This is a genomic window from Streptomyces sp. NPDC048182, from assembly GCF_043202555.1.
Taxonomy (GTDB): Bacteria; Actinomycetota; Actinomycetes; order Streptomycetales; family Streptomycetaceae; genus Streptomyces.
On sequence record NZ_JBIDAQ010000001.1, the window covers coordinates 447,001 to 473,992 of the forward strand.

20 protein-coding genes are annotated in these 26,992 nt (G+C 72.6%); 12 read left to right on the top strand and 8 right to left on the bottom strand.

Annotation, left to right across the window (positions count from 1 at the left end):
* Nucleotides 1–41 precede the first annotated feature (41 nt).
* From rfbB to ACGFZL_RS02210, 9 genes are all read left to right on the top strand, one after another.
* Nucleotides 42–1,031 carry a dTDP-glucose 4,6-dehydratase gene (rfbB, locus tag ACGFZL_RS02170; RefSeq protein WP_393688369.1) on the top strand — a complete coding sequence of 330 codons (990 nt, stop codon included), beginning with the start codon at nucleotides 42–44 and terminating at the stop codon, nucleotides 1,029–1,031.
* Nucleotides 1,028–1,903, top strand: a complete 876-nt coding sequence (rfbD, locus tag ACGFZL_RS02175; protein WP_393688371.1) for a dTDP-4-dehydrorhamnose reductase — start codon at nucleotides 1,028–1,030, stop codon at nucleotides 1,901–1,903. Before rfbB ends, rfbD begins: the two co-directional genes overlap by 4 nt.
* Nucleotides 1,900–3,168: a lipopolysaccharide biosynthesis protein gene (locus ACGFZL_RS02180; RefSeq protein WP_393688373.1), complete on the top strand. Its 1,269-nt coding sequence runs from the start codon at nucleotides 1,900–1,902 to the stop codon at nucleotides 3,166–3,168. The genes rfbD and ACGFZL_RS02180 overlap by 4 nt, the downstream gene beginning before the upstream one ends.
* Before the next feature lie 48 nt (nucleotides 3,169–3,216).
* Entirely contained in the window at nucleotides 3,217–3,612 is a 396-nt protein-coding gene (locus ACGFZL_RS02185; RefSeq protein WP_393688375.1) for a DUF2304 domain-containing protein, read from the top strand.
* Complete coding sequence (locus tag ACGFZL_RS02190) at nucleotides 3,609–4,343, top strand: glycosyltransferase family 2 protein (RefSeq protein ID WP_393688377.1); 735 nt, start codon at nucleotides 3,609–3,611, stop codon at nucleotides 4,341–4,343. The genes ACGFZL_RS02185 and ACGFZL_RS02190 overlap by 4 nt, the downstream gene beginning before the upstream one ends.
* 6 nt (nucleotides 4,344–4,349) lie before the next feature.
* Complete coding sequence (locus ACGFZL_RS02195; protein WP_393688379.1) at nucleotides 4,350–5,246, top strand: glycosyltransferase family 2 protein; 897 nt, start codon at nucleotides 4,350–4,352, stop codon at nucleotides 5,244–5,246.
* A gap of 85 nt (nucleotides 5,247–5,331) precedes the next feature.
* The gene (locus ACGFZL_RS02200; protein WP_393688381.1) at nucleotides 5,332–7,572 is read left to right on the top strand and encodes a CDP-glycerol glycerophosphotransferase family protein; all 2,241 of its coding nucleotides are present in this window, start codon (nucleotides 5,332–5,334) and stop codon (nucleotides 7,570–7,572) included.
* Between the two features lie 64 nt (nucleotides 7,573–7,636).
* Complete coding sequence (locus ACGFZL_RS02205; protein ID WP_393688383.1) at nucleotides 7,637–11,212, top strand: CDP-glycerol glycerophosphotransferase family protein; 3,576 nt, start codon at nucleotides 7,637–7,639, stop codon at nucleotides 11,210–11,212.
* On the top strand, nucleotides 11,209–12,756 hold the full coding sequence (locus tag ACGFZL_RS02210; protein WP_393688385.1) for a hypothetical protein: 1,548 nt from the start codon (nucleotides 11,209–11,211) through the stop codon (nucleotides 12,754–12,756). The genes ACGFZL_RS02205 and ACGFZL_RS02210 overlap by 4 nt, the downstream gene beginning before the upstream one ends.
* A gap of 25 nt (nucleotides 12,757–12,781) precedes the next feature.
* Here the strand turns inward: ACGFZL_RS02210 and obgE are convergent, their stop codons facing one another.
* From obgE to ACGFZL_RS02240, 6 genes are all read right to left on the bottom strand, one after another.
* Nucleotides 12,782–14,227 carry a GTPase ObgE gene (gene obgE, locus ACGFZL_RS02215; RefSeq protein ID WP_355166019.1) on the bottom strand — a complete coding sequence of 482 codons (1,446 nt, stop codon included), beginning with the start codon at nucleotides 14,225–14,227 and terminating at the stop codon, nucleotides 12,782–12,784.
* A 136-nt stretch (nucleotides 14,228–14,363) separates the two neighbouring features.
* Nucleotides 14,364–14,618, bottom strand: coding sequence for a 50S ribosomal protein L27 (rpmA, locus tag ACGFZL_RS02220; protein ID WP_355166017.1), 255 nt, complete (start codon nucleotides 14,616–14,618; stop codon nucleotides 14,364–14,366).
* A gap of 14 nt (nucleotides 14,619–14,632) precedes the next feature.
* Nucleotides 14,633–14,953 carry a 50S ribosomal protein L21 gene (gene rplU / locus ACGFZL_RS02225; RefSeq protein WP_161163858.1) on the bottom strand — a complete coding sequence of 107 codons (321 nt, stop codon included), beginning with the start codon at nucleotides 14,951–14,953 and terminating at the stop codon, nucleotides 14,633–14,635.
* A gap of 229 nt (nucleotides 14,954–15,182) precedes the next feature.
* Nucleotides 15,183–19,262 carry a ribonuclease E/G gene (locus tag ACGFZL_RS02230; protein WP_393688389.1) on the bottom strand — a complete coding sequence of 1,360 codons (4,080 nt, stop codon included), beginning with the start codon at nucleotides 19,260–19,262 and terminating at the stop codon, nucleotides 15,183–15,185.
* 269 nt (nucleotides 19,263–19,531) lie between these two features.
* Nucleotides 19,532–20,308, bottom strand: a complete 777-nt coding sequence (locus ACGFZL_RS02235) for a TIGR03936 family radical SAM-associated protein (protein WP_393688391.1) — start codon at nucleotides 20,306–20,308, stop codon at nucleotides 19,532–19,534.
* 48 nt (nucleotides 20,309–20,356) lie between these two features.
* The gene (locus ACGFZL_RS02240; protein WP_393688393.1) at nucleotides 20,357–21,406 is read right to left on the bottom strand and encodes a hypothetical protein; all 1,050 of its coding nucleotides are present in this window, start codon (nucleotides 21,404–21,406) and stop codon (nucleotides 20,357–20,359) included.
* A gap of 87 nt (nucleotides 21,407–21,493) precedes the next feature.
* On the opposite strand from ACGFZL_RS02240, the gene ACGFZL_RS02245 reads away from it, so the two are divergent.
* A complete protein-coding gene (locus ACGFZL_RS02245; protein WP_393688395.1) occupies nucleotides 21,494–22,042 on the top strand; it encodes a hypothetical protein in 549 nt (182 codons plus the stop codon).
* Between the two features lie 123 nt (nucleotides 22,043–22,165).
* Here ACGFZL_RS02245 and ACGFZL_RS02250 read toward each other — a convergent pair whose 3' ends face one another.
* On the bottom strand, nucleotides 22,166–22,681 hold the full coding sequence (locus tag ACGFZL_RS02250) for a hypothetical protein (protein ID WP_393688397.1): 516 nt from the start codon (nucleotides 22,679–22,681) through the stop codon (nucleotides 22,166–22,168).
* Between the two features lie 152 nt (nucleotides 22,682–22,833).
* Here ACGFZL_RS02250 and ACGFZL_RS02255 point away from each other — a divergent pair, with 152 nt between their 5' ends.
* A complete protein-coding gene (locus ACGFZL_RS02255) occupies nucleotides 22,834–23,940 on the top strand; it encodes a hypothetical protein (protein ID WP_393688399.1) in 1,107 nt (368 codons plus the stop codon).
* 101 nt (nucleotides 23,941–24,041) lie between these two features.
* Here ACGFZL_RS02255 and ACGFZL_RS02260 read toward each other — a convergent pair whose 3' ends face one another.
* A complete protein-coding gene (locus ACGFZL_RS02260) occupies nucleotides 24,042–24,830 on the bottom strand; it encodes a class I SAM-dependent methyltransferase (RefSeq protein ID WP_393688401.1) in 789 nt (262 codons plus the stop codon).
* Nucleotides 24,831–25,113: 283 nt separating this feature from the next.
* Here ACGFZL_RS02260 and ACGFZL_RS02265 point away from each other — a divergent pair, with 283 nt between their 5' ends.
* Entirely contained in the window at nucleotides 25,114–26,967 is a 1,854-nt protein-coding gene (locus tag ACGFZL_RS02265; protein ID WP_393688403.1) for a recombinase family protein, read from the top strand.
* Nucleotides 26,968–26,992: the final 25 nt, after the last annotated feature.

Here is a 26,992-nt window from a genome sequence, read left to right on the forward strand (position 1 = left end):
GCACCCTACGGCAGCGGGCGGCGCCTAGAATGCTGGCTCTTATGAGGATTCTCGTCACCGGCGGCGCCGGATTCATCGGCTCCCAGTTCGTGCGGGCCCTGCTGCTCGGGCACCTGCCCGCGGGCGAGGGCGCCCGGGTCACGGTCCTGGACAACCTGACCTATTCCGGGAACGAGGCCAATCTGGCGCCGGTCGCGGGCCACGCCGGACTGGCCTTCGTGCACGGCGACATCCGCGACCACGCGGCCGTCGACGACGCGATGCGCGGCCAGGACGCGGTGGTGCACTTCGCCGCCGAGTCGCACGTGGACCGCTCGATCGCGGACGCCTCGCCCTTCGTGACCACGAACGTGCTCGGGACGCAGGTGCTCCTCGACGCCGCGCGGCGGCACGGGGTCGGCCGGTTCGTGCACGTGTCGACGGACGAGGTGTACGGCTCGATCGCCGAGGGGTCGTGGACCGAGGAGTGGCCGCTGGCGCCCAACTCCCCGTACTCCGCCTCGAAGGCCGGCTCCGACCTGCTGGCCCTGTCGTACCACCGCACGCACGGCATGGACGTCGTGGTCACCCGGTGCTCCAACAACTACGGGCCGTACCACTTCCCCGAGAAGATGATCCCGCTGTTCACCACCAACCTGCTGGACGGCCGGAAGGTCCCGCTGTACGGCGAGGGCCTGAACGTGCGCGACTGGCTGCACGTCTCCGACCACTGCCGGGGCATCGACCTGGTGCTGCGCGGCGGCCGGGCCGGGGAGGTCTACCACATCGGCGGCGGCACCGAGGTGACCAACAGGGAGCTGACCGAACTGCTCCTGCGGGCCTGCGGGGCGGGCTGGGACATGGTCGAGCACGTCGCCGACCGCAAGGGCCACGACCTGCGCTACTCCCTGTCGATCGCCAAGATCCGCGAGGAACTCGGCTACGCGCCGCTCGTCGGCTTCGAGCAGGGCATGGCCGACACCGTCCGGTGGTACCGCGAGAACCGCGCCTGGTGGGAGCCGCTCAAGGCGAAGGCGGCGCTGCCGGTATGACCCGCTGGCTGATAACCGGCGCGGGCGGCATGCTCGGCCGGGACCTGACCGAGGTGCTCGGCGCGGACGGGCGGCACTCCGTCACCGCGGCGGCCCGGGCTGACCTGGACGTCACCGACGCGGCGGCGGTCCGCGCGGCGGTGGCCGGCCACGACGTGGTGGTGAACACCGCCGCGTGGACCGACGTGGACGGCGCCGAGACCGACGAGGCCGCCGCCACCCGGATCAACGGCGAGGGCCCGCGGCTGCTCGCCGCGGCGTGCGCCGCCGAGGGCGGTGCGCTGATCCAGCTCTCCACCGACTACGTCTTCCCCGGCGACGGCACCGAGCCCTACCCCCACGACGCGCCGACCGCCCCGCTGAACGCCTACGGGCGCGGCAAGCTGGCCGGCGAGCGGGCGGTGACCGAGCTGCTGCCCGGACGCGGCTACGTGGTGCGCACGGCGTGGCTGTACGGCGCCCACGGGCGCAACTTCGTCACGACCATGCTGGACCTGGCCGCCCGGCACGAGACCCTGGACGTGGTCGACGACCAGCGCGGCCAGCCGACCTGGACCGTCGCGCTGGCCCGCCAGCTCGTCGCCCTCGGCGAGGCGGCCGTCGCCGGGCGGGCCCCGGCCGGCGTGTACCACGGCACGGCGTCCGGCGCGGGCACCTGGTACGACCTGGCACGGGCGGTGTTCGAGCAGAGCGGCCTCGACCCGGAGCGGGTGCGCCCGACGACGTCGGCGCGGTTCCCGAGGCCGGCCCGCAGGCCCGCCTACAGCGTGCTCGCGCACGACCGGTGGGCCGCGGCGGGCGTGCCGGCGCAGCCGCACTGGCGCGAGCAGCTCTCGGACGCGCTGGACGTCGTCGGGCGGACCGGCGCGTGAGCCTCCTCGACCGCATCACCACGGTGCTGCCCCGGGGCACCGCCTTCGTGGGCGCCGGGACGGCGGTGCTCGGCGTCGCCAGCTACGTCCACCTCGCCGCGGCGGGCCACTCGCTGGCCGTCGGCGACATGGCGAGCTTCTCGGTGCTGTGGACCGTGGTGTTCTCCATCGGGCTCGGGCTGTTCTTCCCGGTCGAGCAGGAGGTCACCCGCCTCGTGGCCGGCCGGGTGGTGCGCGGCGAGGGGGTGCTGCCGGTGCTGCGGCGCGGCGCCGTGCTCTCGCTCGGGCTGCTCGCGCTGGTCCTCGTGCCGCTCGCCCTGTTCGCCCGGCGCCTCGCCGACGTGTTCTTCCACGGCGACACGGGGCTCGTCCTGGCGCTCGGCGGGGCGTTCGCCGCGCTGGCCGTGGCGTACGTGACCCGGGGTGTGCTCGCCGGGCTCGGCTGCTTCCGCGCGTACGGGACGCAGCTGGGCCTGGACGGCGCGCTGCGCATCGTGCTGTCGGGGGCGCTCGCGGTGGCCGGGGTGCGCTCGACGGCCGCCTTCGCCGCGGTGCTGACGGTGGCTCCGCTGCTCGCGGTGCTCGCGACCCTCGGGCCGGTGCTGCGCGGGGCGCGGCCGGGACCCCAGGCCGACTGGCGGGACCTGATCAACCACCTGGGCATGCTCGTCGGCTCGACGCTGCTGGCCCAGCTGCTCGTCAACATCGCGGTGATCAGTACGAAGCTGATCGCGACGGACGACGACGCGCTGGTCGCGGCGCTGCTGTCGGCGCTCGTCCTGGCCCGGGTGCCACTCTTCGTCTTCGGCGCCTTCCAGGTCTCGCTGCTCGCCGGCCTGTCCTCCGCGGCGGCCGAGGGCGACACGCCGGGCTACCGGCGGCTGCTGCTGCGGGCCCTGTCCGTCACGGCCGGCCTCGGGGTGGCCGGCGGCATCGGCGCGGTGGCGCTCGGCCCCGCGTTGCTGCCCACCGTGTTCGGGGCGCCGGACGTGCTCGGGGCCGGCGACTTCGCCTGGCTCTCGCTCGGCACGGTGCTGTACATGCTGGCCATGGTGCTGGGGCAGGCCCTGCTGACGAGCGGTGGCGCGCGCGGGCAGCTGACGGCGTGGATCGTCGGCACGGCGGTCCTGGTGGCCGTCACACTCGGCCCGCTCCAGCTGCGCACCCGCGTCGAACTCGCCTACGCGGCCGGGTCTTTCGCGGTCGCCACCTGCATGTCTCTCGTTCTTCGCGCTCGTGTAAGCTACCGCCCTGTTTGCTCATAGGATGACCACTATTTCCCATTCCGCGAACGGCGTTCCCCGGAGTGTCGCGTGAAGCTGTGGATGCTGACCTCGGTGACCGGGATCATCCTCGTCACCTGCATCGTCGAGATGCTGCGCCGTCGCAAGCTCAAGGAGAAGTACGCGTTCCTGTGGGTGTTCACCGGTCTGGTGATCATTCCGCTCGGCTTCTTCCCGAGAGGTCTGGACTCGGTGGCCCGTCTCGTGGGCGTCGCCTCCGGTGTGAGTCTTCTCCTCTTCCTGAGCGTGGCGTTCCTCTTCGTGGTCTGCCTCCAACTGAGCTGGGAGATCGGCCAGGCGGAGGAGGAGGCCCGGACGGTCTCCGAGGAGGTGGCGCTGCTCCGCATCGACGTGCAGGAGCTGCGCGGGCGGCTGGCGGAGCACGAGGACCCGGCCGTCTCCGCCGACCGGGGGGTGGCGAAGTGATCGACGGCAAGCGGGTGCTGATCATCATGCCCGCGCTGAACGAGGCGGCGGGTGTGGCGGAGGTCATCAAGGAGGTCAACTCCACCCTCACCGGGGCGGACGTCCTCGTCGTGGACGACGGCTCCACCGACGACACCTCGGCCGTCGCCCGCACCGCCGGGGCGACCGTGATGCGGCTGCCGTACAACCTGGGCGTCGGCGGGGCGATGCGGGCCGGCTACAAGTTCGCCCTCGACCGGGGCTACGACGTGGCCGTCCAGGTCGACGCCGACGGCCAGCACGACCCGCGCGACGTGCCCGGGCTGCTGGCCCGCCTCGACGACGGCGCCGACCTCGTCATGGGCGCCCGCTTCGCCGGCACCGGTGAGTACCGGACCCGCGGCCCGCGCCGCTGGGCGATGCTGGTGCTGGCCTTCTGGCTCTCCCGGCTGGCCCGCACCCGGCTGACCGACGTCACCTCCGGCTTCCGCGCCTGCCGGGGCGACCTGATCCGCGTGTTCGCCCGCTGGTACCCGGCCGAGTACCTGGGCGACACCGTGGAGTCCACCATCGCCGCCATCCGGGCCGGCTACCGGGTGGAGCAGGTCCCGGTGTCCATGCGGCCCCGGCTGACCGGCACGCCCAGCCAGTCGCCGTGGAAGGCCACGCTGTACCTGGGCCGGATCGGCATGATCCTGCTGCTCGCGTTCAGCCGCGGCTCCTCACTCGGCCTCCAGCAGAAAGGCAAGTAGCCCGAGGTGCAGACCCTCGACATCATGTTGCCGCACTACGGCGACACCGCTCTCCTGCAGGCCGCCGTGCGCAGCGTGCTCGCCCAGACCGACGGGGACTGGCGGCTCTCGGTCGTCGACGACGGCCGCGAGGAGGGGGTCCCGGAGTGGTTCGCCGCACTCGGCGACAGCCGCGTGAGCTACCGGCGCAACGAGCGCAACCTCGGGATCACCGGGAACTTCCGCAAGTGCGTGGAGCTGGTGGAGTCGACGCACTTCACCATGCTCGGCAGCGACGACCTGCTGCTGCCCGGCTACGTGGCGACCGTGCGCGCGGCCGTCGAGGCCGAGCCCGGCGCCGCGATGTACCAGCCGGGCGTCCAGGTCATCGACGAGCACGGCAGGCCGTCCGTGACGCTGGGCGACGAGGTCAAGCGGCGGCTGTACGCGCCGAGGACCCGCGGGCGGCGGCTGGTGCTCTCCGGGGAGCCGCTCGCCGCGAACCTCCTCGGCGGCAACTGGCTGTACTTCCCGTCCCTGTGCTGGCGCGCGGACGCGGTCAAGGCGGTCGGGTTCCGCACCGACCTCTCGGTCATCCAGGACCTCGCGCTGATCATCGAGCTGATCCGGCGCGGCGAGCGGCTGGTCGTGGACCCGGCGCCGGCCTTCTGTTACCGGCGTCACTCGGGCAGCCTCTCCTCGGCCGAGGCGGTCACCGGTGCCCGCTTCGGCGAGGCCGTACGATACTTCAGCGAGGTGGCCGACGACCTCGACCGGCATGGCTGGCCGAGGGCGGCCCGGTCCGCCCGGCGGCATCTGTCCATGCGTCTGCACGCACTGACGATGGTGCCCGGGGCGCTGCGCCACCGCCGGTCGGACGCCGTACGCCGCCTGCTCGGCTACGCGCTGACCACAGCCGAATGACCGTCCGGCCCGAGGCCCGCCCGGGCCGGAGTGACAGATCCCACCGCGGGACGCACCCCCACCCCACCCGGGAGTACGACCTCACATGACGATCACGCAAGACCACGACACGCCCGCCGTGCCCCGCTTCAGCATCGTGGTGCCGGCGTACGGCGTCGAGGCATATCTGCGCGACTGCCTCGACTCGGTGCTGGGCCAGTCGTTCACGGACTTCGAGATCATCGCGGTCAACGACGCCTCGCCCGACGCCTGCGGCGACATCATGGCCGAGTACGCGGCCAAGGACCCGCGCGTCGTGGACGTGCAGCTGGCGCGGAACGTGGGCCTCGGACGGGCGCGGAACGAGGGGATGGCCCGCGCCCGGGGCACCTACCTGATCTTCCTCGACAGCGACGACACCATGCTGCCGGGCTCCCTGTACGCGATCTCGCACCGCCTGGCGGACACCGACGACCCCGAGCTGCTGGTCTTCGACTACTCGCGCACCCACTGGGACGGCCGGATCACGCCCAACGCCAAGCGCTCCGTCCTCACCGAGAGCCCGCGCGGGGTCTTCGCCCTGGCGGACGACCCCGACCTGCTCGGCCTGCTCCAGGTCGCCTGGAACAAGGCGTACCGCCGCGACTTCGTGGAGAGCTGGGGCTTCACCTTCCCCAAGGGCTTCTACGAGGACACCCCCTGGACCTACCCGGTCCTGGTGGCCGCCCGGACCATAGCCGTACTCGACCGGGTGTGCGTCCATTACCGCCAGCGGCGCCAGGGCAGCATCCTGCACTCCACCAGCCGCAAGCACTTCGACGTCTTCGACCAGTACGAGCTGGTCTTCGCCTTCCTGGCCGACCACCCCGGCCTGGAGCAGTGGCGGGGCACGCTGTTCGAACGGATGACCAACCACCTGCGGGTCATCGAGAACAGCCCCGGCCGGCTGCCCGAGGAGGCCCGGGCCGAGTTCCGCGACCGCCGGCTGGCGGCCGAGGACCGGCACCGCCCGGAGGGCTACCAGGAGCCGCAGGACAACCGGCCGGCCATGCGCCGGTCCGTCGACCGGCTGCCCGGGCCGCTCTTCTCGGTCGCCCGCAGCGGCTACCGGGGGCTGCGCAAGGTGCGGCTGGCCCCCAAGCGGCTGAAGAAGCGGCTGCGTTCGCGGGTCGTCGCGGGCTACTACCGGGCCCAGCGGCTGCTGCCGGTGGAGCAGGACACCGCCGTCTTCGCCGCGTACTGGAACGCCGACTACTCCTGCAACCCGGCGGCCGTGCACCGCAAGGTGCTCGAACTCGCCCCGGACATCAGGACCGTCTGGGTGCTGGAGCGCGGCGCGCGCAACACGCCGCCGCCCGGCACCACCGTCGTACGCCCGGGCACCTGGGGCTTCTGGCGGGCCATGGCGCGCGCCAAGTACTTCGTCAACAACGTCAACTTCCCGACGGCGGTGGTGAAGCGGCCGGGACAGGTCCATCTGCAGACCCACCACGGCACACCGCTGAAGCGGATGGGCGTGGACCAGGCCGACTACCCGCTGGCGCACGGCCAGTTGGACATGCGCGGGCTGATGCGGCGGGTCGACCGCTGGGACTACAGCCTCTCCGCCAACAGCTTCTCCACCGCCGCCTGGGAACGCGCCTACCCGGCCGAGTACACCTCCCTCGACTACGGCTACCCGCGCAACGACGTGCTGGTGAACGCCACGGACGAGGACCGCAGGCGGATCCGCGAGGCGCTCGGCGTCGCCGAGGACGCCAAGGTCGTCCTGTACGCGCCCACGCACCGGGACTACCACGCCAGGCCGCAGCCGATGCTGGACCTGGAGCGGTTCGCCCAGCGGCTCGGCGAGGACTTCACCGTGCTGACCCGCTCCCACTACTTCCACCCGGGCGCGGGCCCCGGGGCGGCGAGCGGCTTCGGCATCGTCGACGTGAGCGAGTACCCGTCGGTGGAGGAGCTGTTCCTCGCGGCCGACTGCCTGCTGACGGACTACTCGTCGTCGATGTTCGACTACGCCCTGCTCGACCGCCCCATCGTGCTCCTCGCCAACGACTGGGAGCTGTACCGGGCCACCCGCGGCACCTACTTCGACATCCACGACGAGCCTCCCGGCCCGGTGGCGGCAACCGAGGAGGACCTTCTGGACGTCTTCCTCACCGGGCGCTGGCGGGACGACACCTCCGCCAAGGCCCGCCTGGAGTTCCGCAGGCGGTTCTGCGAGTTCGACGACGGACGGGCCGCGGAGCGGGTGGTGCGCCGGGTCTTCCTGGACCAGGACGGCGTACCGCCGGTGGCGCTCCCCGCAGACCGCCCTGGCCGACGCGGCCGGTCCGGCCAGGACTAGCGTGTCCGGCGAGTCCGTCATCGCCGAGCACGACCGAAACCTGGAGAAAGGTCCCGTACCCGAGATGCCACCCCGTCTGTCCCTGGTCGTCCCCGTCCACAACGTGGAGCTGTTCCTCGACGAGTGCCTGCGGTCGCTCGTGGCGCAGACCTTCACCGACTGGGAGGCCGTGCTCGTGGACGACGGCTCCACGGACGGCAGCCTGGCGATCGCCGAGCGCTGGGCGGCCGAGGACGACCGGTTCCGCCTCGTGGTGCAGGAGAACCAGGGCCTGGGACCGGCCCGCAACACCGGTGTCGCCCACCTCACCGAGGGCAGCGAGTTCCTCGCCTTCGTGGACAGCGACGACATCGTGCTGCCGGACGCCTACGCGCGGTGCATAGCGAGCCTGGAGGCGAGCGGGTCCGACTTCGTCAGCGGCAACGTCAGCCTGCTCAAGGCCGGTGAGATCCTCCCCTCCGGGCTGCACGACAAGCGGCTGCGCACCGACCGGCAGCGCACCCACATCACCCGTGACAAGCACCTCGTCTACGACCGCACGGCCTGGAACAAGGTCTTCCGCCGGTCGTTCTACGAGCGGCACGCCTTCGCCTTCCCCGGCATCCTCTACGAGGACGCCCCGGTCACCCTGCCCGCGCACTTCCTCGCCGAGGCGGTCGACGTCCTCGGCGAGCCCATCTACCTGTGGCGCCAGCGCACCGGCGGCGCCCCCTCCATCACCCAGCGCCGCACCGAACCGGTCAACGTCCGCGACCGCATCCGGTCCTGCGACACCGTGAGCCGCTTCCTGGCCGGCCGGCCGGGCGCGGAGTACGCGGCGCACAAGCGCTGGTACGACGAGATCTTCATCACCGACGAGCTGCCGCTGTTCCTGGCGGTCCTCGACGAGGCGGGTGAGGAGTTCCGCGAGCTGTTCATGACGGGCGCGGCCGACTTCCTCAGCCGCGTCGACCCGCGGGTCATGCCGGGGCTGCCGGTCGCCACCCGCCTGAAGTGCCATCTGATCCGCGAGGGCCGCCTCGACGAGCTGATGGAGCTGCTGGCCTTCGAGCGGGAGACCGGCCGGGCCGTGCCGGTGGTCCGCCAGGGCCTGCGCCACTACGCCGACTACCCGGTCATCGACACCTCGGAGCACGCGGTGCCGCGCGCCGTGCTGCGGGTGGACTCCGACTTCACCGCCAGCGCCCGGGCCGAGGAGGTCCGCTGGCGCGACGGGTGCCTGCGCGTCGACGGCCACGCCTACATCCGCAACCTGGCCGCCGGGCAGGTCAGGCGGACCGCGCTGCGGGTCATGGTGCTGCGCGAGACCGGCAGCCGGCGCACCCTGCTGGTGCGGCCCACCCGCACCCGCACCGACCACGCGACCCGCACGTCCGGGCAGTCGCTGCACAACTACGACTGGTCCGGCTTCTCCCTGCGGCTCGACCCGGCCAGGCTCCGGGCCCGGGGCGGCTGGCGCGACGGCGTGTGGCGGGTCACCGTGGCCACCGCGGAGCCGGGCCTGCTGCGCCGTACCCGGCTCGGGGCCGGGGAGAGCGGCAGCGCCGAGAGCCCGGCCGCGCACTGGGTGGCGGAGGACGTGCGGGTCGTCCCGTTCGTCAAGGGCGGCCACCTGTATCTGCGGGTCGAGCGGGTCCGCGCCAGGCTGACCGGCCACCGCGCCGCGGACGGCGCCCTGGAGCTGACCGGTGTCCTCGGCCACGAGGCGGCCGCCGGTGCCGCGCCGCTCGCCCTGGGCCTCACCCACAAGTCCTCCAAGGCGGCGCGCGAGTACCCGGTCGAGCGCGGGTCCGGCCGGGAGTTCTCGGTCCGGGTGCCCCTGGCCGACCTGGACGTCGAGGGACGCGACCTGCGCGACCCGGAGCTGGCCGACAAGTGGGCGGCCGAGCTGGTCCTCGCCGGCCGCCGCCGGTTCCCGGTAGCGGTCCGGTCCGACACCGGTGACCTCGGCCGCCAGTACCCGGCCGACGGCCGGCCGGCCGCCGCGTGGGGCGGGCGGGTCGTGGCCGTCGCCGACGACGGCGCCGGCCGCCTGGCGCTGTGCACCCAGCCCGTCCAGCCCCTCGTCACCGAGCTGTCCGTCAGCCCCGAGGGGCTGATCGCCCTCGCCGGCACTCTGCCCGCCGCCGTGGACGGGCCGGTCGAGGTCGTACTGCGGCACAGCCGCCACGCCGAGGAGCACGCCTACCCGGCCACCGTCGCCGACGGCGCCTTCCGGGCCGAGTTCCTGCCCGTGCCGCAGAGCATCGGCGAGGTGCCGCTGCGCCAGGGCCGCTGGTACGTCTTCGCCCGCGCCACCGGGACCGGCGACCGGGTGCCGGTGCGCGTCGTGCCCTCGGCCCGCGAGGAGCTGCCCGCGCGCTTCACCGTGCGCGGCCGGGACTACGCGCTGTCCCACCGCTTCACCGACCGGCTCCTCGTCCAGGCCGAGTCCGACCTGGGCCCCCAGGAGCTGGGCTGGTACCGCCAGCGCGAGATGCGCAACCAGGTGTATGCCCCGGCCCGCACCGCCCCGCTGCGCGACACCGTCCTGTACGCCTCCTTCTCCGGCCGCCAGTACTCCGACTCCCCGCGCGCCGTGTACGAGGAGCTGGTGCGCCAGAAGGCCCCGCTGGAGCACGTGTGGGTCGTCGAGGACCGCCGCGCCCAGGTCCCCGCGGGCGTCCGGTCCGTCCGGCGCTGGAGCCGCGAGTGGTACGAGGCGCTCGGCCGGAGCCGGTACATCGTCACCAACACCCACCTGCCGCACTGGGTGCGCCGCCGGGAGGGCCAGGTCGTCGTGCAGACCTGGCACGGCACCCCGCTCAAGCGCATCGGCCACGACATCGACAGCGTCCAGTTCGCCGACCGCAAGTACCTCGCGAAGGTCGCGGAGGAGACCCCGAACTGGAGCTTCCTCGTCTCGCCGAACCGCTTCTCCACGCCGATCATGCGCCGGGCGTTCCAGTACGACGGCGAGATCCTGGAGTCCGGCTACCCGCGCAACGACGTGCTGCTCTCCGACAAGACGGAGGACCTGGCGCGCGCCGTGCGCGAGCGCCTCGGCCTGCCCGAGGGCAAGAAGGTCGTGCTGTACGCGCCGACCTGGCGGGACGACCAGTTCTACCGGGCGGGCAACTACAAGTTCGACCTGCGGATCGACCTGCGCGCGGCGGCCGAGCGCCTGGGCGAGGACCACGTCCTGCTGGTCCGCAAGCACTCCAACATCGTCGACGCGGTGCCCGGGGCGGGCGACGGCTTCGTCTTCGACGTCTCCGGCTACCCCGACGTCGCCGACCTCTTCCTCATCACGGACGTGCTGGTCACCGACTACTCGTCGCTCATGTTCGACTTCGCGAACACCGGTCGCCCGATGCTGTTCTTCACCTACGACCTGGAGTACTACCGCGACCGGCTGCGCGGCTTCTACTTCGACTTCGAGAAGGAGGCTCCCGGTCCGCTCCTGGAGACCTCGGACGCGCTCGTCGACGCGCTCGCGGGCATCGAGCGGACCAGCGCCTCGTACACGGAGGCGTACCGCCGCTTCCAGGAGCTCTTCTGCGACCTCGACGACGGGCGCGCGGCCCAGCGGGTGATAGCCCGGATGCTGGAGCTCGCGCACCCCGACCGACCGACTCCCGAGCCCGCGGAGCAGCGTTGAAAGCACCTGGCACAGCCCCGATCGTCCAGCGTTCGAAGGAACTCCTGCGCCGGGTGCCGGTCCGGCGCCGGCTGCCGCTGGCGGTCTACGCCGCCACGCAGGCGGTCTTCCTGCTCTGGTGGGCGGCCTTCTACCCGGGCGGGATGAGCTACGACTCGGTCGCGTACACCTGGCAGGTCACCACCGGCCACTGGATGTCCAACCACTCGGTGGCCTACGACGGCCTGGTGTGGCTCTCGCTGCGGCTCACCGGCGACTTCGCGGTCCTGACGTTCGCGCAGACCGCCGCCATGGCCGCCGCGCTCGCCTACGTGGCGGTGACGCTGCGCCGGTTCGGCGTGCGGGGCAGATGGAGCGCGACGGCCGCGCTCGCGTGCGCGGTCCTGCCGTCGACCGGCTCCTTCGTCACCTTCGTGTGGAAGGACGTCCCGTACGTCATCGGCGCGGTCCTCGCCTTCGGCGCGGCCGGCCGGCTCGTGGCCCGCCGGCTGCGCGGCACGGAGTCGGTGCGGGACACGGGGTTCCGGCGCGAGATCGCCGTCCTGTTCCTCGGGTTCCTGTGCATGGGCCTGTTCCGCAACAACGGCCTGCTCGTCGCGGTCCTCGCGGCGCCGGTCATGCTGATCGCGCTGCCGCGGATGCGGAAGGCGGTGCTGTTCGCCACGGTGGTCCCCACGCTGACGGCGGCCGTGCTGAACCTGGCGGTCTACCCGGCCCTCGGCGTGGTCACGCCCACCAAGGACCAGGTGTTCGCGCTCAACTACGCGGACATCGCGGTGGCCTACGGCAACGCGCCCGGCTCCTTCACCGCCGCCGACAAGGCACTGCTGGCGAAGGTCGCGCCGCTGTCCCACTGGGGCGGCCGGGCGGCCAACTGCTACAACGCGGACTGGGCGATGCGACCGCCGATGAACCGCAAGGCGGCCGAGAAGTACAACAGCGAGCTGGTCGACCTCTGGACGCGCGTCCTGAAGCGGACGCCGGATCAGGTCATCGGGGCGCGGCTGTGCCGCTCGCACATCGCCTGGTCGCCCTTCCCCGGGCCGGCCGACAAGGCGGGCAACACGCTGATCAGCTACCCGGAGGTGCCGGAGAACCTCTTCGGCTGGGCGGACTGGAACCCGGAGATGCGGCACAGCCCCTACCGTCCGGAGCTGCGGATCCGGCCGCTCGACGACGGGCTGCACGACGTGGCGTACTTCGCCTTCAAGGCCGGCAGGACGACGCAGCTGCAGTGGCTGCTGGTGCGCGGGGCGACCTGGTGCTACGCGGCGTACGCGGTGTTCCTGGCCTTCGCCCGCCGCCGCCGGTCGTGGGCGCCGCTGGGCATGATGGCCCTGCCGCTGGCGCTCCAGTTGACGGTGGTGGCGGCGAACCCGGCGCCCCTGGCGCGGTACATGTACGGCTCGGTCTTCCTGGGCATCCTGGCCCTGCCGCTGATCGCCGAGAAGACGCGCCGCGTCACCCGGCCCGGGGCCTCCGCCGCGCCGGCGGACCGGTCGTCCGCCGCCGGCCGGTCCGTACAGCCCGAACCGGCCGGCTGACGCCGGCGCCGCGGGGCCCCGCCCGTCAGAACGGCTCGAAGCCCTCGAACTCCTGGTCCGCGTCGTCCCGCTGGGCGTCGCGGTCGCGGCGGCGCTGGGCGGCGGGGCGGGGGGCCTCGAAGCGGTGGTCCTCGCCGCGCCGGCCGAGCATCTCGGCGCCGGCCGTCATCGAGGGCTCCCAGTCGAAGACGACCGCGTTCTCCTCGGGCCCGATGGCCACGCCGTCGCCGTGCCGGGCGCCGGCCTTGAGCAACTGGTCCTCCACGCCGAGGCGGTTGAGCCGGTCGGAGAGGTAGCCGACGGCCTCGTCGTTGTTGAAGTCGGTCTGGCGCACCCAGCGCTCCGGCTTCTCGCCGCGCACCCGGAACACCGGCTCGCCCGCGGCGTCCTCGCGGGTGACGGTGAAGCCCGCGTCGTCCACGGCCCGGGGCCGGATGACGATCCGCGTCGCCTCCTCCTTCGGCTTCGCCGCGCGCGCCCCGGCCACCAGCTCGGCCAGCGCGAACGACAGCTCGCGCAGGCCCAGATGGGCCACCGCCGACACCTCGAACACCCGGTAGCCGCGGGCCTCCAGGTCCGGGCGGACCATCTCGGCGAGGTCCTTGCCGTCCGGCACGTCGATCTTGTTGAGGACGACGATCCGGGGCCGGTCGTCCAGGCCGCCGTACTCGCGCAGCTCGGCCTCGATGATGTCGAGGTCGGAGAGCGGGTCGCGCTCGGACTCCAGGGTGGCGGTGTCCAGGACGTGCACCAGCACGCTGCACCGCTCCACGTGCCGCAGGAACTCCAGGCCCAGGCCCTTGCCCTGGCTGGCGCCGGGGATGAGACCGGGGACGTCCGCGATGGTGTAGACGGTCGAACCGGCGGTCACCACGCCGAGGTTGGGCACCAGGGTGGTGAACGGGTAGTCGGCGATCTTCGGCTTGGCCGCGCTCAGCACGGAGATCAGCGAGGACTTGCCGGCGCTCGGGTAGCCGACCAGGGCCACGTCGGCGACGGTCTTCAGCTCCAGCTGGATGTCCTGGAGGTCGCCGGGCACGCCGAGCAGCGCGAACCCGGGCGCCTTGCGCCGCGCCGAGGCGAGCGCCGCGTTGCCGAGCCCGCCCCGGCCGCCCTGCGCGGCGACGTAGGAGGTGCCGTGGCCGACGAGGTCGGCGAGGACGTTGCCCGCGCGGTCGAGCACCACGGTGCCGTCGGGGACGGGCAGCACGAGGTCCTGGCCGTCCTTGCCGGAGCGGTTGCCGCCCTCGCCGGGCTTGCCGTTGGTCGCCTTGCGGTGCGGGGAGTGGTGGTAGTCGAGCAGCGTGGTCACCGACTGGTCGACGGTGAGGATCACGTCGCCGCCCCGGCCGCCGTTGCCGCCGTCGGGGCCGCCGAGCGGCTTGAACTTCTCCCGGTGCACGGAGGCACAGCCGTGGCCCCCGTTACCCGCGGCGACGTGCAGCTCGACGCGGTCCACGAAGGTGGTCATGGTGTGGTGCCTCCAGAAACAAGGGGAAAACCAGGGAATGTCTTAGCTGTAACGCGCCAGGGGCGGACCTGCTTCCCGACCGGGAAGTGAGGTCCGCCCCTGCGAGTCGCTCTACGGAGCCGAAGTCCTACGGGACTCAGGCAGCCGGAACGATGTTCACGACCTTGCGGCCACGGTGGGTGCCGAACTGCACCGCACCGGCCTCGAGCGCGAACAGCGTGTCGTCGCCGCCACGGCCGACGCCCGCGCCCGGGTGGAAGTGGGTGCCGCGCTGGCGGACCAGGATCTCACCCGCGTTGACGACCTGACCGCCGAAGCGCTTCACGCCGAGCCGCTGGGCATTGGAGTCGCGCCCGTTCCGGGTGGACGATGCGCCCTTCTTGTGTGCCATCTGTTCTCAGTCCCTTACTTCGCGGCCGCGGGGATCTCAGTGACCTTGATCGCCGTGTACTGCTGGCGGTGGCCCTGACGACGGCGGTAGCCGGTCTTGTTCTTGTAGCGCAGAATGTCGATCTTCTGGCCCTTGTGGTGGTCCACGATCTCCGCCTGGACCTTGATGCCGGCCAGCACCCACGGGTCGCTGGTCACAGCGTCGCCGTCGACGACGAGCAGGGTCGAGAGCTCGACCGTGTCGCCAACCTTGGCGGTGGAAATCTTGTCAACCTCGACGATGTCACCGACAGCAACCTTGTGCTGGCGGCCACCGCTGCGCACGATGGCGTACACGCGGATCTCACTCTCTCGCTCGGGAACGGCACCCCCGCAGTCCAGCCGCCCGACGACAGACGCGGACGGCCTCTCCCGGTCACGGCCCGTGCCCGGAAGGAAGAAGGTTTACGGGGATGTGGCGTGCCGATGGACACGCCGACGGCCAAGATTACGGGCCCGCCCCTTACGGGGTCAAACCGGGCCCGGTGCGGCCCGCCACGCCGGGCGGGCCGCACCGAACGCCGGATCAGCCCTCGTCGGCGGCGGCCGCGGTCTTCTTGGCCGCCGTCTTCTTGGCCGTGGTCTTAGCCGTCGACTTGGCCGCGGTCTTCTTGGCGGTCGTGGTCTTGGCCGCCTTCTTGGCCGTGGCCGTCTTCTTCGCGGCCGTCTTCGTGGCCGCGGTCTTCTTGGTGGCGGCCTTCTTCGCGGTGGCCTTCTTGGCCGTCTTGCGGGCCGCCGCCTTCTTGGCCGGGGCCTCCTCCGCGACGGTCTCCTCCACCGAGGGGGCCTCCCCCGCCGGAGCCTCCGGGGCCGACGCGACGACCGTGACGGCCGCCTCCTCGGACGCGGTGGGCGCGGTGGCCTTGCGCACCGCGCGGCGCCGCGGACGGGCCGGGGCGGGCTCCTCGGCGGCGGCCGGGGCGGCCTGCTCCGGGGCCTGCGGGGCGACGGGGGCCTCCGCGACCGGCGCCGGCTCCGCCACCGTCACCACCGCGGCGGCCTCCGCGCCGGCGGGCGAACCGGCCGGTGCGGACACCTTCCGGGTGGCCCGGCGCCGGGTGCGGCCCTTGGGCGCCGCCTCGTCCACGGCCTGGGCCTCGGCGGCGGGCGCCGGGGCACCGGAGACCGCGTCCTCGACGGCGGCGGGCTCGGCCAGCACGTCGGCGGCCGGCTCCGGCACGACCGGACGCTCGGCCGCCTCCTGGGCGGTGACGTCCTGCGCGGTCGGGGCCTTGGCCTGGACGGTCTCGGCCTTGACGCTCTCGGCCCGGGGCGCACCCGCCGGGGCGGACGCCCTGCGGCTCGCCCGGCGCCGGCCACGGCCGCGGGTGGCGGCGGCCTCGGCCTCGGCGACGCTGCTGAACAGCTCCTCGTCGTCGCTGAAGTCCGGCGCCGGCAGGGCGACCGGCTCGGCGGCCTCGGCGGCGACCTCCTCCACCGACTCGCTCTCGGCCTCCTGCTCGGCGGTCAGCCCCGTCTCGACGCCGGCCACGGCCTCGTGGTCGTGCTCGTGCGGCTGCTCCGCGCCGGCCCGCGCCCGCTTGCGGCGCTTGCCGCCACCGCCGCCGCCGTTCCCGGCGGCCACCGGCTGGTCGAGGTGGACGATGACGCCCCGGCCGTTGCAGTGGACGCAGGTCTCGGAGAACGACTCGAGCAGGCCCTGGCCGACCCGCTTGCGGGTCATCTGCACCAGGCCGAGCGAGGTGACCTCGGCGACCTGGTGCTTGGTCCGGTCCCGGCCCAGGCACTCCAGGAGGCGGCGCAGCACCAGGTCCCGGTTGGATTCCAGGACCATGTCGATGAAGTCGATGACGATGATGCCGCCGAGGTCGCGCAGCCGCAGCTGGCGCACGATCTCCTCGGCCGCCTCCAGGTTGTTCCTGGTGACCGTCTCCTCCAGGTTGCCGCCCTGGCCGGTGAACTTGCCGGTGTTGACGTCGACCACGACCATCGCCTCGGTCCGGTCGATCACCAGCGAGCCGCCGCTGGGCAGCCAGACCTTGCGGTCGAGCGCCTTGGCGAGCTGCTCGTCGATCCGGTAGGTGGCGAAGACGTCGACCTCGGAGGTCCACTTCGACAGCCGGTCGGCGAGGTCGGGCGCCACGTGGGAGACGTAGCCGTGCACGGTCTGCCAGGCGTCCTCGCCGCTGACGACGACCTTGGAGAAGTCCTCGTTGAAGATGTCGCGCACGACCCGGACGGTCATGTCCGGCTCGCCGTACAGCAGCGTCGGCGCGCTGCCGTTGCCGCCGTTCTTCGACTTCTTCTGGATCTCCTCCCACTGCCCCTGGAGCCGCTCGACGTCGCGGCGCAGCTCGTCCTCGCTGGCGCCCTCGGCGGCGGTGCGCACGATGACGCCCGCGTCCTCGGGGACGATCTTCTTGAGGATGGTCTTGAGCCGGGAGCGCTCGGTGTCGGGCAGCTTGCGGCTGATGCCGGTCATCGAGCCCTCGGGCACGTAGACCAGGTAGCGGCCGGGCAGCGAGACCTGGCTGGTCAGGCGGGCGCCCTTGTGGCCGATCGGGTCCTTGGTGACCTGCACGAGCACGGACTGCCCGGACTTCAGCGCGGACTCGATGCGGCGCGGGCCGCCGTGGACGCCGAGCGCCTCGAAGTTGACCTCGCCGGCGTACAGGACGGCGTTGCGGCCCTTGCCGATGTCGATGAAGGCGGCCTCCATCGACGGCAGCACGTTCTGCACCTTGCCGAGGTAGACGTTGCCGACGTACGAGGTGGCCTGCTCCTTGTTGACGTAGTGCTCGACGAGCACGCCGTCCTCCAGGACGCCGATCTGGGTGCGCTCGCCGTGCTGGCGGACGACCATCACGCGCTCGACGGCCTCGCGGCGGGCCAGGAACTCGGCCTCGGTGATGATCGGCACCCGGCGGCGGCCCTGCTCTCGGCCCTCGCGGCGGCGCTGCTTCTTGGCCTCCAGGCGGGTCGAGCCCTTGATGGACTGGACCTCGTCGGACGGCTCGGCCTTCGGGCGGGGCTCGCGGACCTTGACGACGGTGCGCTCGGGGTCGTCCGGGGTCGCGTCGCCGTCACCGGAGGAGTCCCCGGCCCGGCGGCGACGGCGGCGACGGCGACGGCTGCCGCTGGAGCCGCCGTTGTCGCCGGCGGCCTCGTCGGACTCCTCGGCGTCCTCCTCGGCCTGCTCGGCGGTGTCCTCGGCGTCCTGCGCGGCCTGCTCGGCGGCGGCGCGGTCGGTGTCGTCGGCGGAGTCGCCCGCGTCGCCGTCACCGCCCTCACCGCGCCGGCGGCGACGGCCGCCACGGCGCCGGCGGCGGCGCGAACCGGAGTCCTCGGCGCCCTCGGCGTCGTCGTCCTCGTCCGTCTCCGCGTCGGTGTCCTCGGCCTCGGGCTCGGGCTCGGGCTGCTCCTCGACCACGGGGGCGGCGGGGGTGCGCTCCTCGGCGGCCTCGTCGGCGCCCTTGCGGCGACGGCGGCGGCGGTTGCCGGCGGTCTGCTCCTCGGCGGCCTTCTCGGTGTCCTCGGCCTGCTCGGCGCCGCGCGCCGGACCGGTCCCGGCACCGGTCCCGGCCGCTTCGGCGGCGGCCTCGGCGGCGGCGCGCTCGGGCGTCTGGAAGCGGGGCTCGGCGAAGACGGGGGCCTGGAAGAGGGAGGTGGCGGGGCGCTTCGGGCGCTTCGGGGCGTCCTCGCCGGCCGCCTTGCCTGCGGCGCGGGCCGGCTCGGCGAACCCGCCGGCGGCCCGAGGGGCGCGCTGCCGGGCCCGGCGCGGGGCGGGCTCCTCGGCCGGGGCGGGCGCCTCGGCGGCGGACGCGGCTGCCTCGGCGGCGGGCGCGGGCGACTCGGCGGCGGGGGTGGCCACGCTGCGGGTGGCACGGCGCCGGGTCCGCTTGGGCGCGGCGTCCTCGGCGGCGGCCGGCTCGGCGGCAGCGGCCTCGGGCTGCGGCTCGGCTTGCGCGGGCGCCTCCGGAGCGGCGGCCTCGGCGGCCGGCTCCACGGGGGAGGTCACCTTGCGGGTGGCGCGGCGGCGGGCACGCGGCGGAGCGGCCTCCTCCGCCGGGGCGACGGGCGCCTCGTCCTCGACGGCGGCCACGGGCGCGGCGGGCTCGGCCGGCGAGGTCACGCTGCTGGTGGCACGGCGGCGCGTCCGCTTGGGCGCGGCCTCCTCGGCGGCGGGCGCCTCCGCGGCGGGGGTCTCCGCGGCGGGCTCCACGGGGGACGTCACCTTGCGGGTGGCCCGGCGCCGGGCACGCGGCGGCGCGGGCTCCTCGGCGACCGGCTGACCGGCCTCGGGCTCGGCCGGCGTCTCGGGCGCGGCGGCCGGCACGACGGTCTCGGCGACCTCGGCCGCCTCCGGGGTCCCGGTGGGCGCGGAGGCGCGGCGCACGGCGCGGCGGCGCGGCCGGGCGGCCGGCGCCGGCTCGGGGGACGCCTCGGAGGCGAGTTCGGCGGCCGGGGCGGGCGCCTCGGCCGGGGCGACGGTCTCCGCGGGCGCCTCGGACCCGCCGGACGGCGGACCGGCGGGGCGGGACGCGGCGCGGCGCCGGCGGCGCGGCGGCAGGGTGTCGCTGGGGGTGTCGGCGGCGGGGCCCGTCGAAGGGGTCGCGGACTCGCCGGATTCGGTCGGCTCGAGCATGCGGGGGTGTCTCCCGTCAGGCTCCCGGGCGCCGCGCCCGGTCCGGCACCGACGAAGTCGGGCACCGTTGACGCCGCGGCTCGCGCGCTGCGCGTCGCCGCCGTCCGGGGCGCGGGCGCCGCTCGGAAGCTCTCGTGTTGTGTCTCGCCGGTTCCGTACTCCTTGTTCGCACGGCCTGGCGAAAGTCTTGTGGTGGGTGCGCCGCCCGACCCAGGTGGCTCCCGAGTTCGAGGGCTGCGCTGCGACGCGCGTGCCCGCGCGGGCCTTCCCTACGCCGGCGCCGTCGCGGCGGCGGGAGCTGCGGCCGGGTGGGCCTCGGGCTCTTCCGCCTCGCGGTCGGGCGCGAGCGGGTCGGTCACCGCTCCGGACTCCTCATCGAACAGCCCCTGCGCCAGCCTGGTCACCGCTGCGGGGACCGGCGGCGCCAGGTCGGCCACGGCGCGGAGACCGGACAGGACGTCGTCGGGTCGAACGGCAGGCGTCACGTGCCGAACAACCAGCCGCAGTATCGCACAGGGCTGGTCGCTCGGCCTATCAGCGGGGGAACTCGGCGCCGTCACGGCGGCGAGGCTCACGACGGCGGAGCGGGCGTCGAAGGTGCGGACGCCGTTCTTCGTGGCCCGCTGGACCTCGACGCTCTCCGCCGCCTCGAACGCGGCGACGGCGCGCTCGGCGTCCTCGGGGGCCACGCCGTCCAGGCGCAGCTCCCAGACGGAGGCGGTCAGCCGGTCGGCGAGGCCCGAGGTGCGGGCCTCGACCGCGTCGACGACGTCGAGCCCGGCGGGCAGCGACGCGTCGAGGAGCAGCCGCAGCGGCTCCGGGTCGCGCCGCGCGGTGAGGGCGATCTCCAGGTACTCCGCCTCACTGCCCGTGCCGGTGGGTGCGGCATTGGCGTACGACACCTTCGGGTGCGGCGTGAACCCCGCCGAGTACGCCATGGGCACCTCGGCGCGGCGCAGCGCACGCTCGAAGGCGCGCTGGAAGTCACGGTGGCTGGTGAACCGGAGGCGTCCGCGCTTGGTGTAGCGCAGTCGGATGCGCTGCACCGCCGGAACCGGCGGCGGGCCTTCGGGCTGTCGCTTGCCCAGTGTCGTTCAGTCCTTCGTGAGTGCGGTCGTCCTGCTACCAAGAGTACGTGCCCCGGCGCCGGAAGGTTCCCGCCGGTCGTCCGGCACCGCGTCCGGCACCGCGTCCGGCGCCGGCGGGGGCCCGCCGAACAGCGCCCGGCGCAGGGTCTGGCGCACGGCGAGGCGCGCGGAGGCGAGGGCCTCGCGCGCCGCCCGCCCCGCGGCGCGGGACACGGCGGCGGCTGGCCGCCACACACCGTCGCGCAGCAGGTGTCCGACGGGGGTGAGCACCGTCCGGTACACCCACCGCGCCGGCTCGACGAGCGTCCACCGCGCGAGCACCGCCAGCGCCCGCCCCACGGCCCGCGACACGTACCCGGCGACCCGCCAGGCGTGCCCGAGCGCGACCCCGACCTCCCGCCCGACCACGCCGAGCACCCGCCCGACGGGCACCAGCACCCACCGCCACACCCCGACGGCGGGCAGCACCACCAGCACCCGCAGCGTCCAGTACAGAACCGTCCCGACCCCGGTCACCACCATCCGCCCGCACCAGCCGACCCCGCGCCCCAGCCAGGCGACGGCATGCCCGACCGGCGTCAGCACCCACCGGTACAGCCAGCCCCCGGGCAGGACGACCAGGTACCGCCCCAGCCAGGCGAGCCCCCCGTAGATCCCCCGCCCGACCCAGGCCAGCCCCACCCCGGCCCGCTCCACCACCCACACGACACCACGCCCGAACGGCGCCAGCACCCACCGGTACAACCACACCAGCGGCACCACCACGAGGACCTTCGCGAGCCAGGCCACGGCCTTGCCCACCGGCACCAGCACGTACCGGCCAAACGCCACCAGCGGCACCACGACCAGCACCCGCCCCAGCCACGCGAGCCCCCGCCCGACCGGCCGCAGCACGGCGTCCCTCAGCAGCCGCCCCCCGGCGACCAGCACGTCCCACACCATCCGCACCGGCACGACCAGCACCAGGACGACGATCCGCACCGGAATCCGGATCGCCACGACCAGACACCCCTCGGCGCCCGCCGGCCCCTGCTCCGGCCTCTTCTCAAGCTCCATGTCCGCAGAGACGCCTGACGACCCGTTTCGGATGCGCGATCAATGGGCCATGCTGCGCGCAGGCCGTCGACGGCACGGGGGGATGCGGTGTTCACGGATCAACTGGCCACGCTCCTGAGCGTGGCCGTCGGCGCGGCCGGCTCCTACGCCGCGACGACGCTGACCGAACGGGCCCGCTGGCGGCGCTCACAGGCCGAGCGCTGGCACGAGAAGAAGTTCGACGTCTACGCGCAGTACGGCAACGCGCTCAAGGAGCAGATCGGCATCACCCTGCGCATCGGCGCCGCCCTGGGCCACGCCGACCTGGTGGACCCGCTGACCCCCGAGGAGGGGCTGCGCCTGCTCGCCGAGGCCGAGGCGCGCCGGTCGCAGCGGTGGGAGTCGGTGCTCCTCGTCGGCGACGCCGCGACCGTGGCCGCCGCACGGTCCTGGCACGAGGCGGTCTGGACCCTGGAGGCACACGCCCGCGAGCAGCGCCGGGAGCCCGAGGAATGGGCCCGCGACCGGCAGCGGGTCAGCCGGACACGGGACACCTTCTACACCTCGGCCCGCCACGACCTGGGCGTCACCGGCCCCCCGCCACCCGCGGGAAACTGGCCCCGGGAGTGGCGCCCCCGGGACCGCGCCGCCGGCTGAACCCGCATGCAGCGCCCTGCCCGGACCGCCTCAAGCCTGTGGCAGGCAGCGGCGTCACGCATCGCCCAGGTCGGGTCCCGCGCACCTTGCCCGCCAGACCAGCGGAACTCCCGCCTCGGGGTTTCAGGGCCACATCAGCGCTCCGAAGCCGAGAACGTAGGCCGAGCCGAAGATCAGCGGTACCCACATCTCGACCACACTCAGCGGGACGTAGAGCTGCCAGTCCCTGCCCTCGCCGAGCGCCCGCCACTCCGCTCGGGAGAGGGCCATGGCCGGCAGCCGCTCCTCCAGCGACGCGATGACCCGGTACTTGGCGCTGTTCAACTGGCGGTACGACCGCACCGTGATCCACCAGGCGGCACATTGGGCCAGCACCACGAGCAACCCCGCCGCCACCGCCCAACGGGGTGCTGTCGACAGGCCGCCGCCATCTCCGGAGGCGGCGAAGGCGGCTACCAGGCCACTGTTCACGGTCAGGAAGAACGTGTTCGCCGTATTGCGTCGGGCACTGACCCGGTCCGACAACTCGACGCACAGCTTGTACTGCTCCAGCACCGCCGCGCGGTAGTGCTGCCCCTCTGCGTCGTACGCGGAAGGGGTGATGGCGGCGTTCCACAGGTCGTCTCCGGCACCCGTCACCGGTCCATTGTGGTCCTGCGGCCGGTCCCGGCGAGGCGGGGGAAAAGGAATACGCCAAGCTGCGGATCGTGCGCTGGACGATCGTGCACGGATATGAACCATGTGGTCTGCCGCCCTCTCTGCCGACGGGCCCGTGCGTGTCAGGATGCGTCATGATCCGAGTCATGCTGTGCGGTGCCGCGGACACGCGTCAGGTGCAGGACGCGTTCGTCCAGACCGTCACCGCCTTCGGCGGTGTTCCCTGGCACTTCCTCAATGGCACGGTGAACTACATCAACTCCGCCTCATCCGACTGGGAGCAGAACTCTCGGGCCACGGTTCAGGAGGCGGATGTCTGCGTGTTCGTCATCGTGGAGGAGATCGGCCGCATCACCTGGGAGACCGAGGTGACCGCGGCACTGCTGGCCGGCAAGCCGTTCCTGGTGCTCTGTCTGCACCCGACCTACGAGCGGTACCTCGTCCTGGACGCCGCGTTCCCACCTCCCGCGAGCCTCGACTCCCTCCCCGAGGACCGTAGGGAATTGGTCAGGACCCTGCGTGAGATCGAGCAGGAGAGGCAGCTGACCGCCGTTCCCTTCGGCTACGGGCAATTCGAGGAGATCCTGCGGAGGGAACTCTCCAAACTCTTCGACATCGCCCTGGGACAGATGGAAGAGCGCAACCGGAGAAAGTCGATCCGGCCCTTGCTGAACGCCCCTGCGCGGCTCACCATGACCGACTTGAAGGCGGCCCAGGACATCGCCGTCGACGAATGGGAGGACAAGCAGGTCCGCAAGGCGGCGCTGCGCGCCTTGGCGGTTCGACAGGCGCTGGACGCGGAGACGCTGCACTCCCTGCTGGCCAGCGGCGAGCAAGGCGTGCTGCGGACGACGGTGGAGCTACTGGCCGACCTGCATCCCGTCCGGCCGCCCGACCCCGCGCTGCTGGAGCACGTCGTGGCCATGGCCAACGCCTCCGATGACGTGGGCATCCCCCGACGCCTCATCCCCGTCCTTCTGGCCATGGATCTGCCCAGAGGGATCGAGGCCCTGGCCCTGCTCGACATGGACGATACGGGCAGCAAGCGCAGGCTGGCCGCGATTCTGGAGGCACACGAGGACGCCATCGCTCGCGGAGGGCTCCAGACGGCCGTTGCGTCGCTGCTGGAGAAATGCCTTTCCCAGACGTCCGAAGCAGACTGGAAGACCCGCTGCCGTGCCTATCTCGCACGCTTGGGTTCCACACCCGCCTTACCCGCTTTACCCGACCCCGAGTACTGAACACATCCCCGGCGCGGTGGACGGGGCCGGACCCTGCTCCAGAACGGTTCATCGCGACCCGTACGACCGGCTGTGTCAGCGGAAGCAGATTCGGAGGCGGATCAGCGCGCCGGCTCAGACGTGCCTCGGGCCTGGTCGCGGCCGGCGACCACCATGTACTCATCGCTCTCGGGGTCGAAGGTGGTGGACTGCACCGTGAGCCCGACACCGCGCAACTGCGCCACGAGGTCCTCGTACCGGTAGGGCCAGATGGACAACCGCTCCGAGCAGGCTCGCACTGCCCCGTCCGGCTCGATCCGGGCGACCACGATCTCGAGGAAGTGTTCCTGCTCCCAGCGCTGCTCGATCTGCCAGTAGTAGCTGACGACCGCATCGCGGTCGTAGCGGCGAATGAGTCGATCGCGGACGTCCACCCGTGAGCCGGCGGAGCGCACGAGCTCCCAGTTGCGTGAGTGGAGCACAAGGCTTCCGCCCGGATTCAGCAGCCGCGACATCGCTTCCAGTGCGGTCAGCCGCCCGGCTGCGCCCTCGGCGTGCCCGAGCGAGTTACCGACGCAGAACACCAGATCGAACGTGGAGTCCTCCAGGTGGTCAGGCAGTTCGGCCCAGCTCGCACGGAGGGCTCGAAGCGACACACCCTGCTCGTCGGCAGCCTTCTCGGTCCGGCGAACCATCCCCTCGCTGGCGTCTGCGGCGACCACGTCGAGGCCAAGACTAGCGAGACCGACGCCGAGCTGGCCGGTTCCACACGCGCAGTCGAGAACGCGCGCGTCGGGCGGCAGAGAGCCCACGACACCGCTGTAGTACACCGCGGCTGCCTTGGCGGGGGTCAACCTGTCGTCCCCGATCAGCCACTCGTATACGTCGGAAAGCGCCCCATAACCAGCCACCGCGACACCCCCATCACTCGACGACACACGGGCCATAACGCGCCTGCGAGGCATTGAGCAGGACCCAACCACTTCCGGCCGCCGGGACTCCACCGGATTTCGTGGAGAGCGCGACGCGCCGCACCGACGCAGGTCCCCACTTCACCGGCGCCGTCAGTCGGACTGCTTGACCGTCAGCGGCAGCAGCTTCTTGCCCGTCGGGCCGATCTGGATCTCCGTGTCCATGGCCGGGCATATGGAAAAACGCTTAAAACTGTCCGCGAACTGCGCCACGCTGTCTGACGTGAGGAAACGAGGACAGCGCCGACTCGCGGCAGATCGAGCGGCCTACAGCGTAGAAGCCGAGTGGACCAAGGCCGACCTTGCCCTGTTGGCGGAGCTCAGACGGGTTGAGGCCCTACTCCCCCAGGACGCACCCCGGGCACTCTTATCGATTCGCCTGTCCGTACTGACCGACGACACGACGTCGCCGGTACGGCAGGAGCTCGATCTCCGCATCCTGGCCAGGGAGCGAGGGAGCCGAGTCGTCGGCGTCGCCTCCGACCTGAACGTGTCGGCGACGAAGGTTCCGCCGTGGAAGCGGAAGGAACTTGGGGAGTGGCTGAACAACCGCTCCCCCGAGTTCGACGAGCTCCTGTTCTGGAAGCTCGACCGCTTCGTACGGCGTCTCTCCGATCTCTCGACGATGATCGAGTGGAGCCTGAAGCGCGGGAAGAACCTGGTTTCGAAGAACGACAGCCTCGACCTCACGACGACCGCCGGAAAGATCATGGTCACGATTATCGGGGGTATCGCCGAGATCGAGGCGGCCAACACCTCCACTCGGGTTGCGAGTCTGTGGGACTACGCGAAGTCACAGGAAGACTGGATCATCGGGAAGCCTGCGTACGGCTACGTCACGGACGAGGACGACACAGGGAAGGTCGTTCTCGTCATCGATCCCGAGGCGGCCAAGGCCCTGCACTGGGCCCGACGCATGGCGCTTCGGGGACGCTCTGCCGGGTTCATGGTGCGCTGCCTGAAGCGGTCCGGCCTGATGACGCAAGGGCTCACCGTGGCAACGCTCCACCGCCGCCTGCGCAACCCCGCGCTCCTCGGCTACCGAGTAGAAGAGGACAAGAACGGCGGGCAGCGACGATCGAAGCCGCTCCTCGGCAAGGACGGCAGGCCGATCAAGGTCGCCCCTCCCCTCTTTACTGAGGAGGAGTTCGAGACCCTCGGCGCCGCCCTCGACAAGCGCAAGAAGAACCAGCCGCCGCGCCGTGTCGGCGGTGTGACTCAGTTTCTCGGCGTCCTGCTGTGCGCCGACTGCAAGACGAACATGACCGTGCAGATCACGAACAACACGCACGGGACGTACCAGTACCTCCGGTGCCGCAACTGCAAGAGCGGCGGACTCGGAGCGCCCAACCCCGAGCGAGTCTACGAGCGCCTGGTGCAGGACGTACTCAAGGTCCTCGGAGACTTCCCCGTGCAGGTCCGCCAGTACGCAGAGGGCGCCGAGGCCCGCAAGGAGATCAAGCGCCTTCAAGAGACCATCGCGCTGTACATGAAGGATCTCGAACCCCGGGGTCGGTACACGAAGACGCGGTTCACGAAGGAGCAGGCGGAAGCGTCGCTGGACAGGCTCATCGGTGAGCTCGAAGCGATCGACCCCGAGACAGCAAAGGACCGGTGGGTCAACGTCCACGGCGGCAAGACGTTCCGTGAGCACTGGCAGGAAGGCGGCATGGAGGCCATGTCCGCGGACCTGTACCGGGTTGGGATCCGCTGCGAGGTGACCCGCACGAAGGTACCGAAGGTCCGAGCCCCGAAGGTGCACCTCCGCCTACTGATCCCGAAGGACGTACGCGAGCGACTCGTGATCCGAGAGGACGACTTCGAAGACACCCGGGCACCTCGCCGACACGGACCCGAGTTCCACCGTCCTATCGTGGATGGTCAGCAGGCCCGACGGCCTCCAGGCCGGGCCACCAGCGCATCGGTATGCGCATCGTCCGGGCGATCCGAGACGCAGCGGACATGCTCATGCAGCTCGACTTCACATACAGAGGCGGCCCCGTCCACCGCGCCTTACGCCACTGCTTCCGGCACGAAGGCCTCCACCTGCTCAGCGCGAGCTACAGCCAGAAGGTAGGCACCGCGCTCTACGGGGCAGCAGC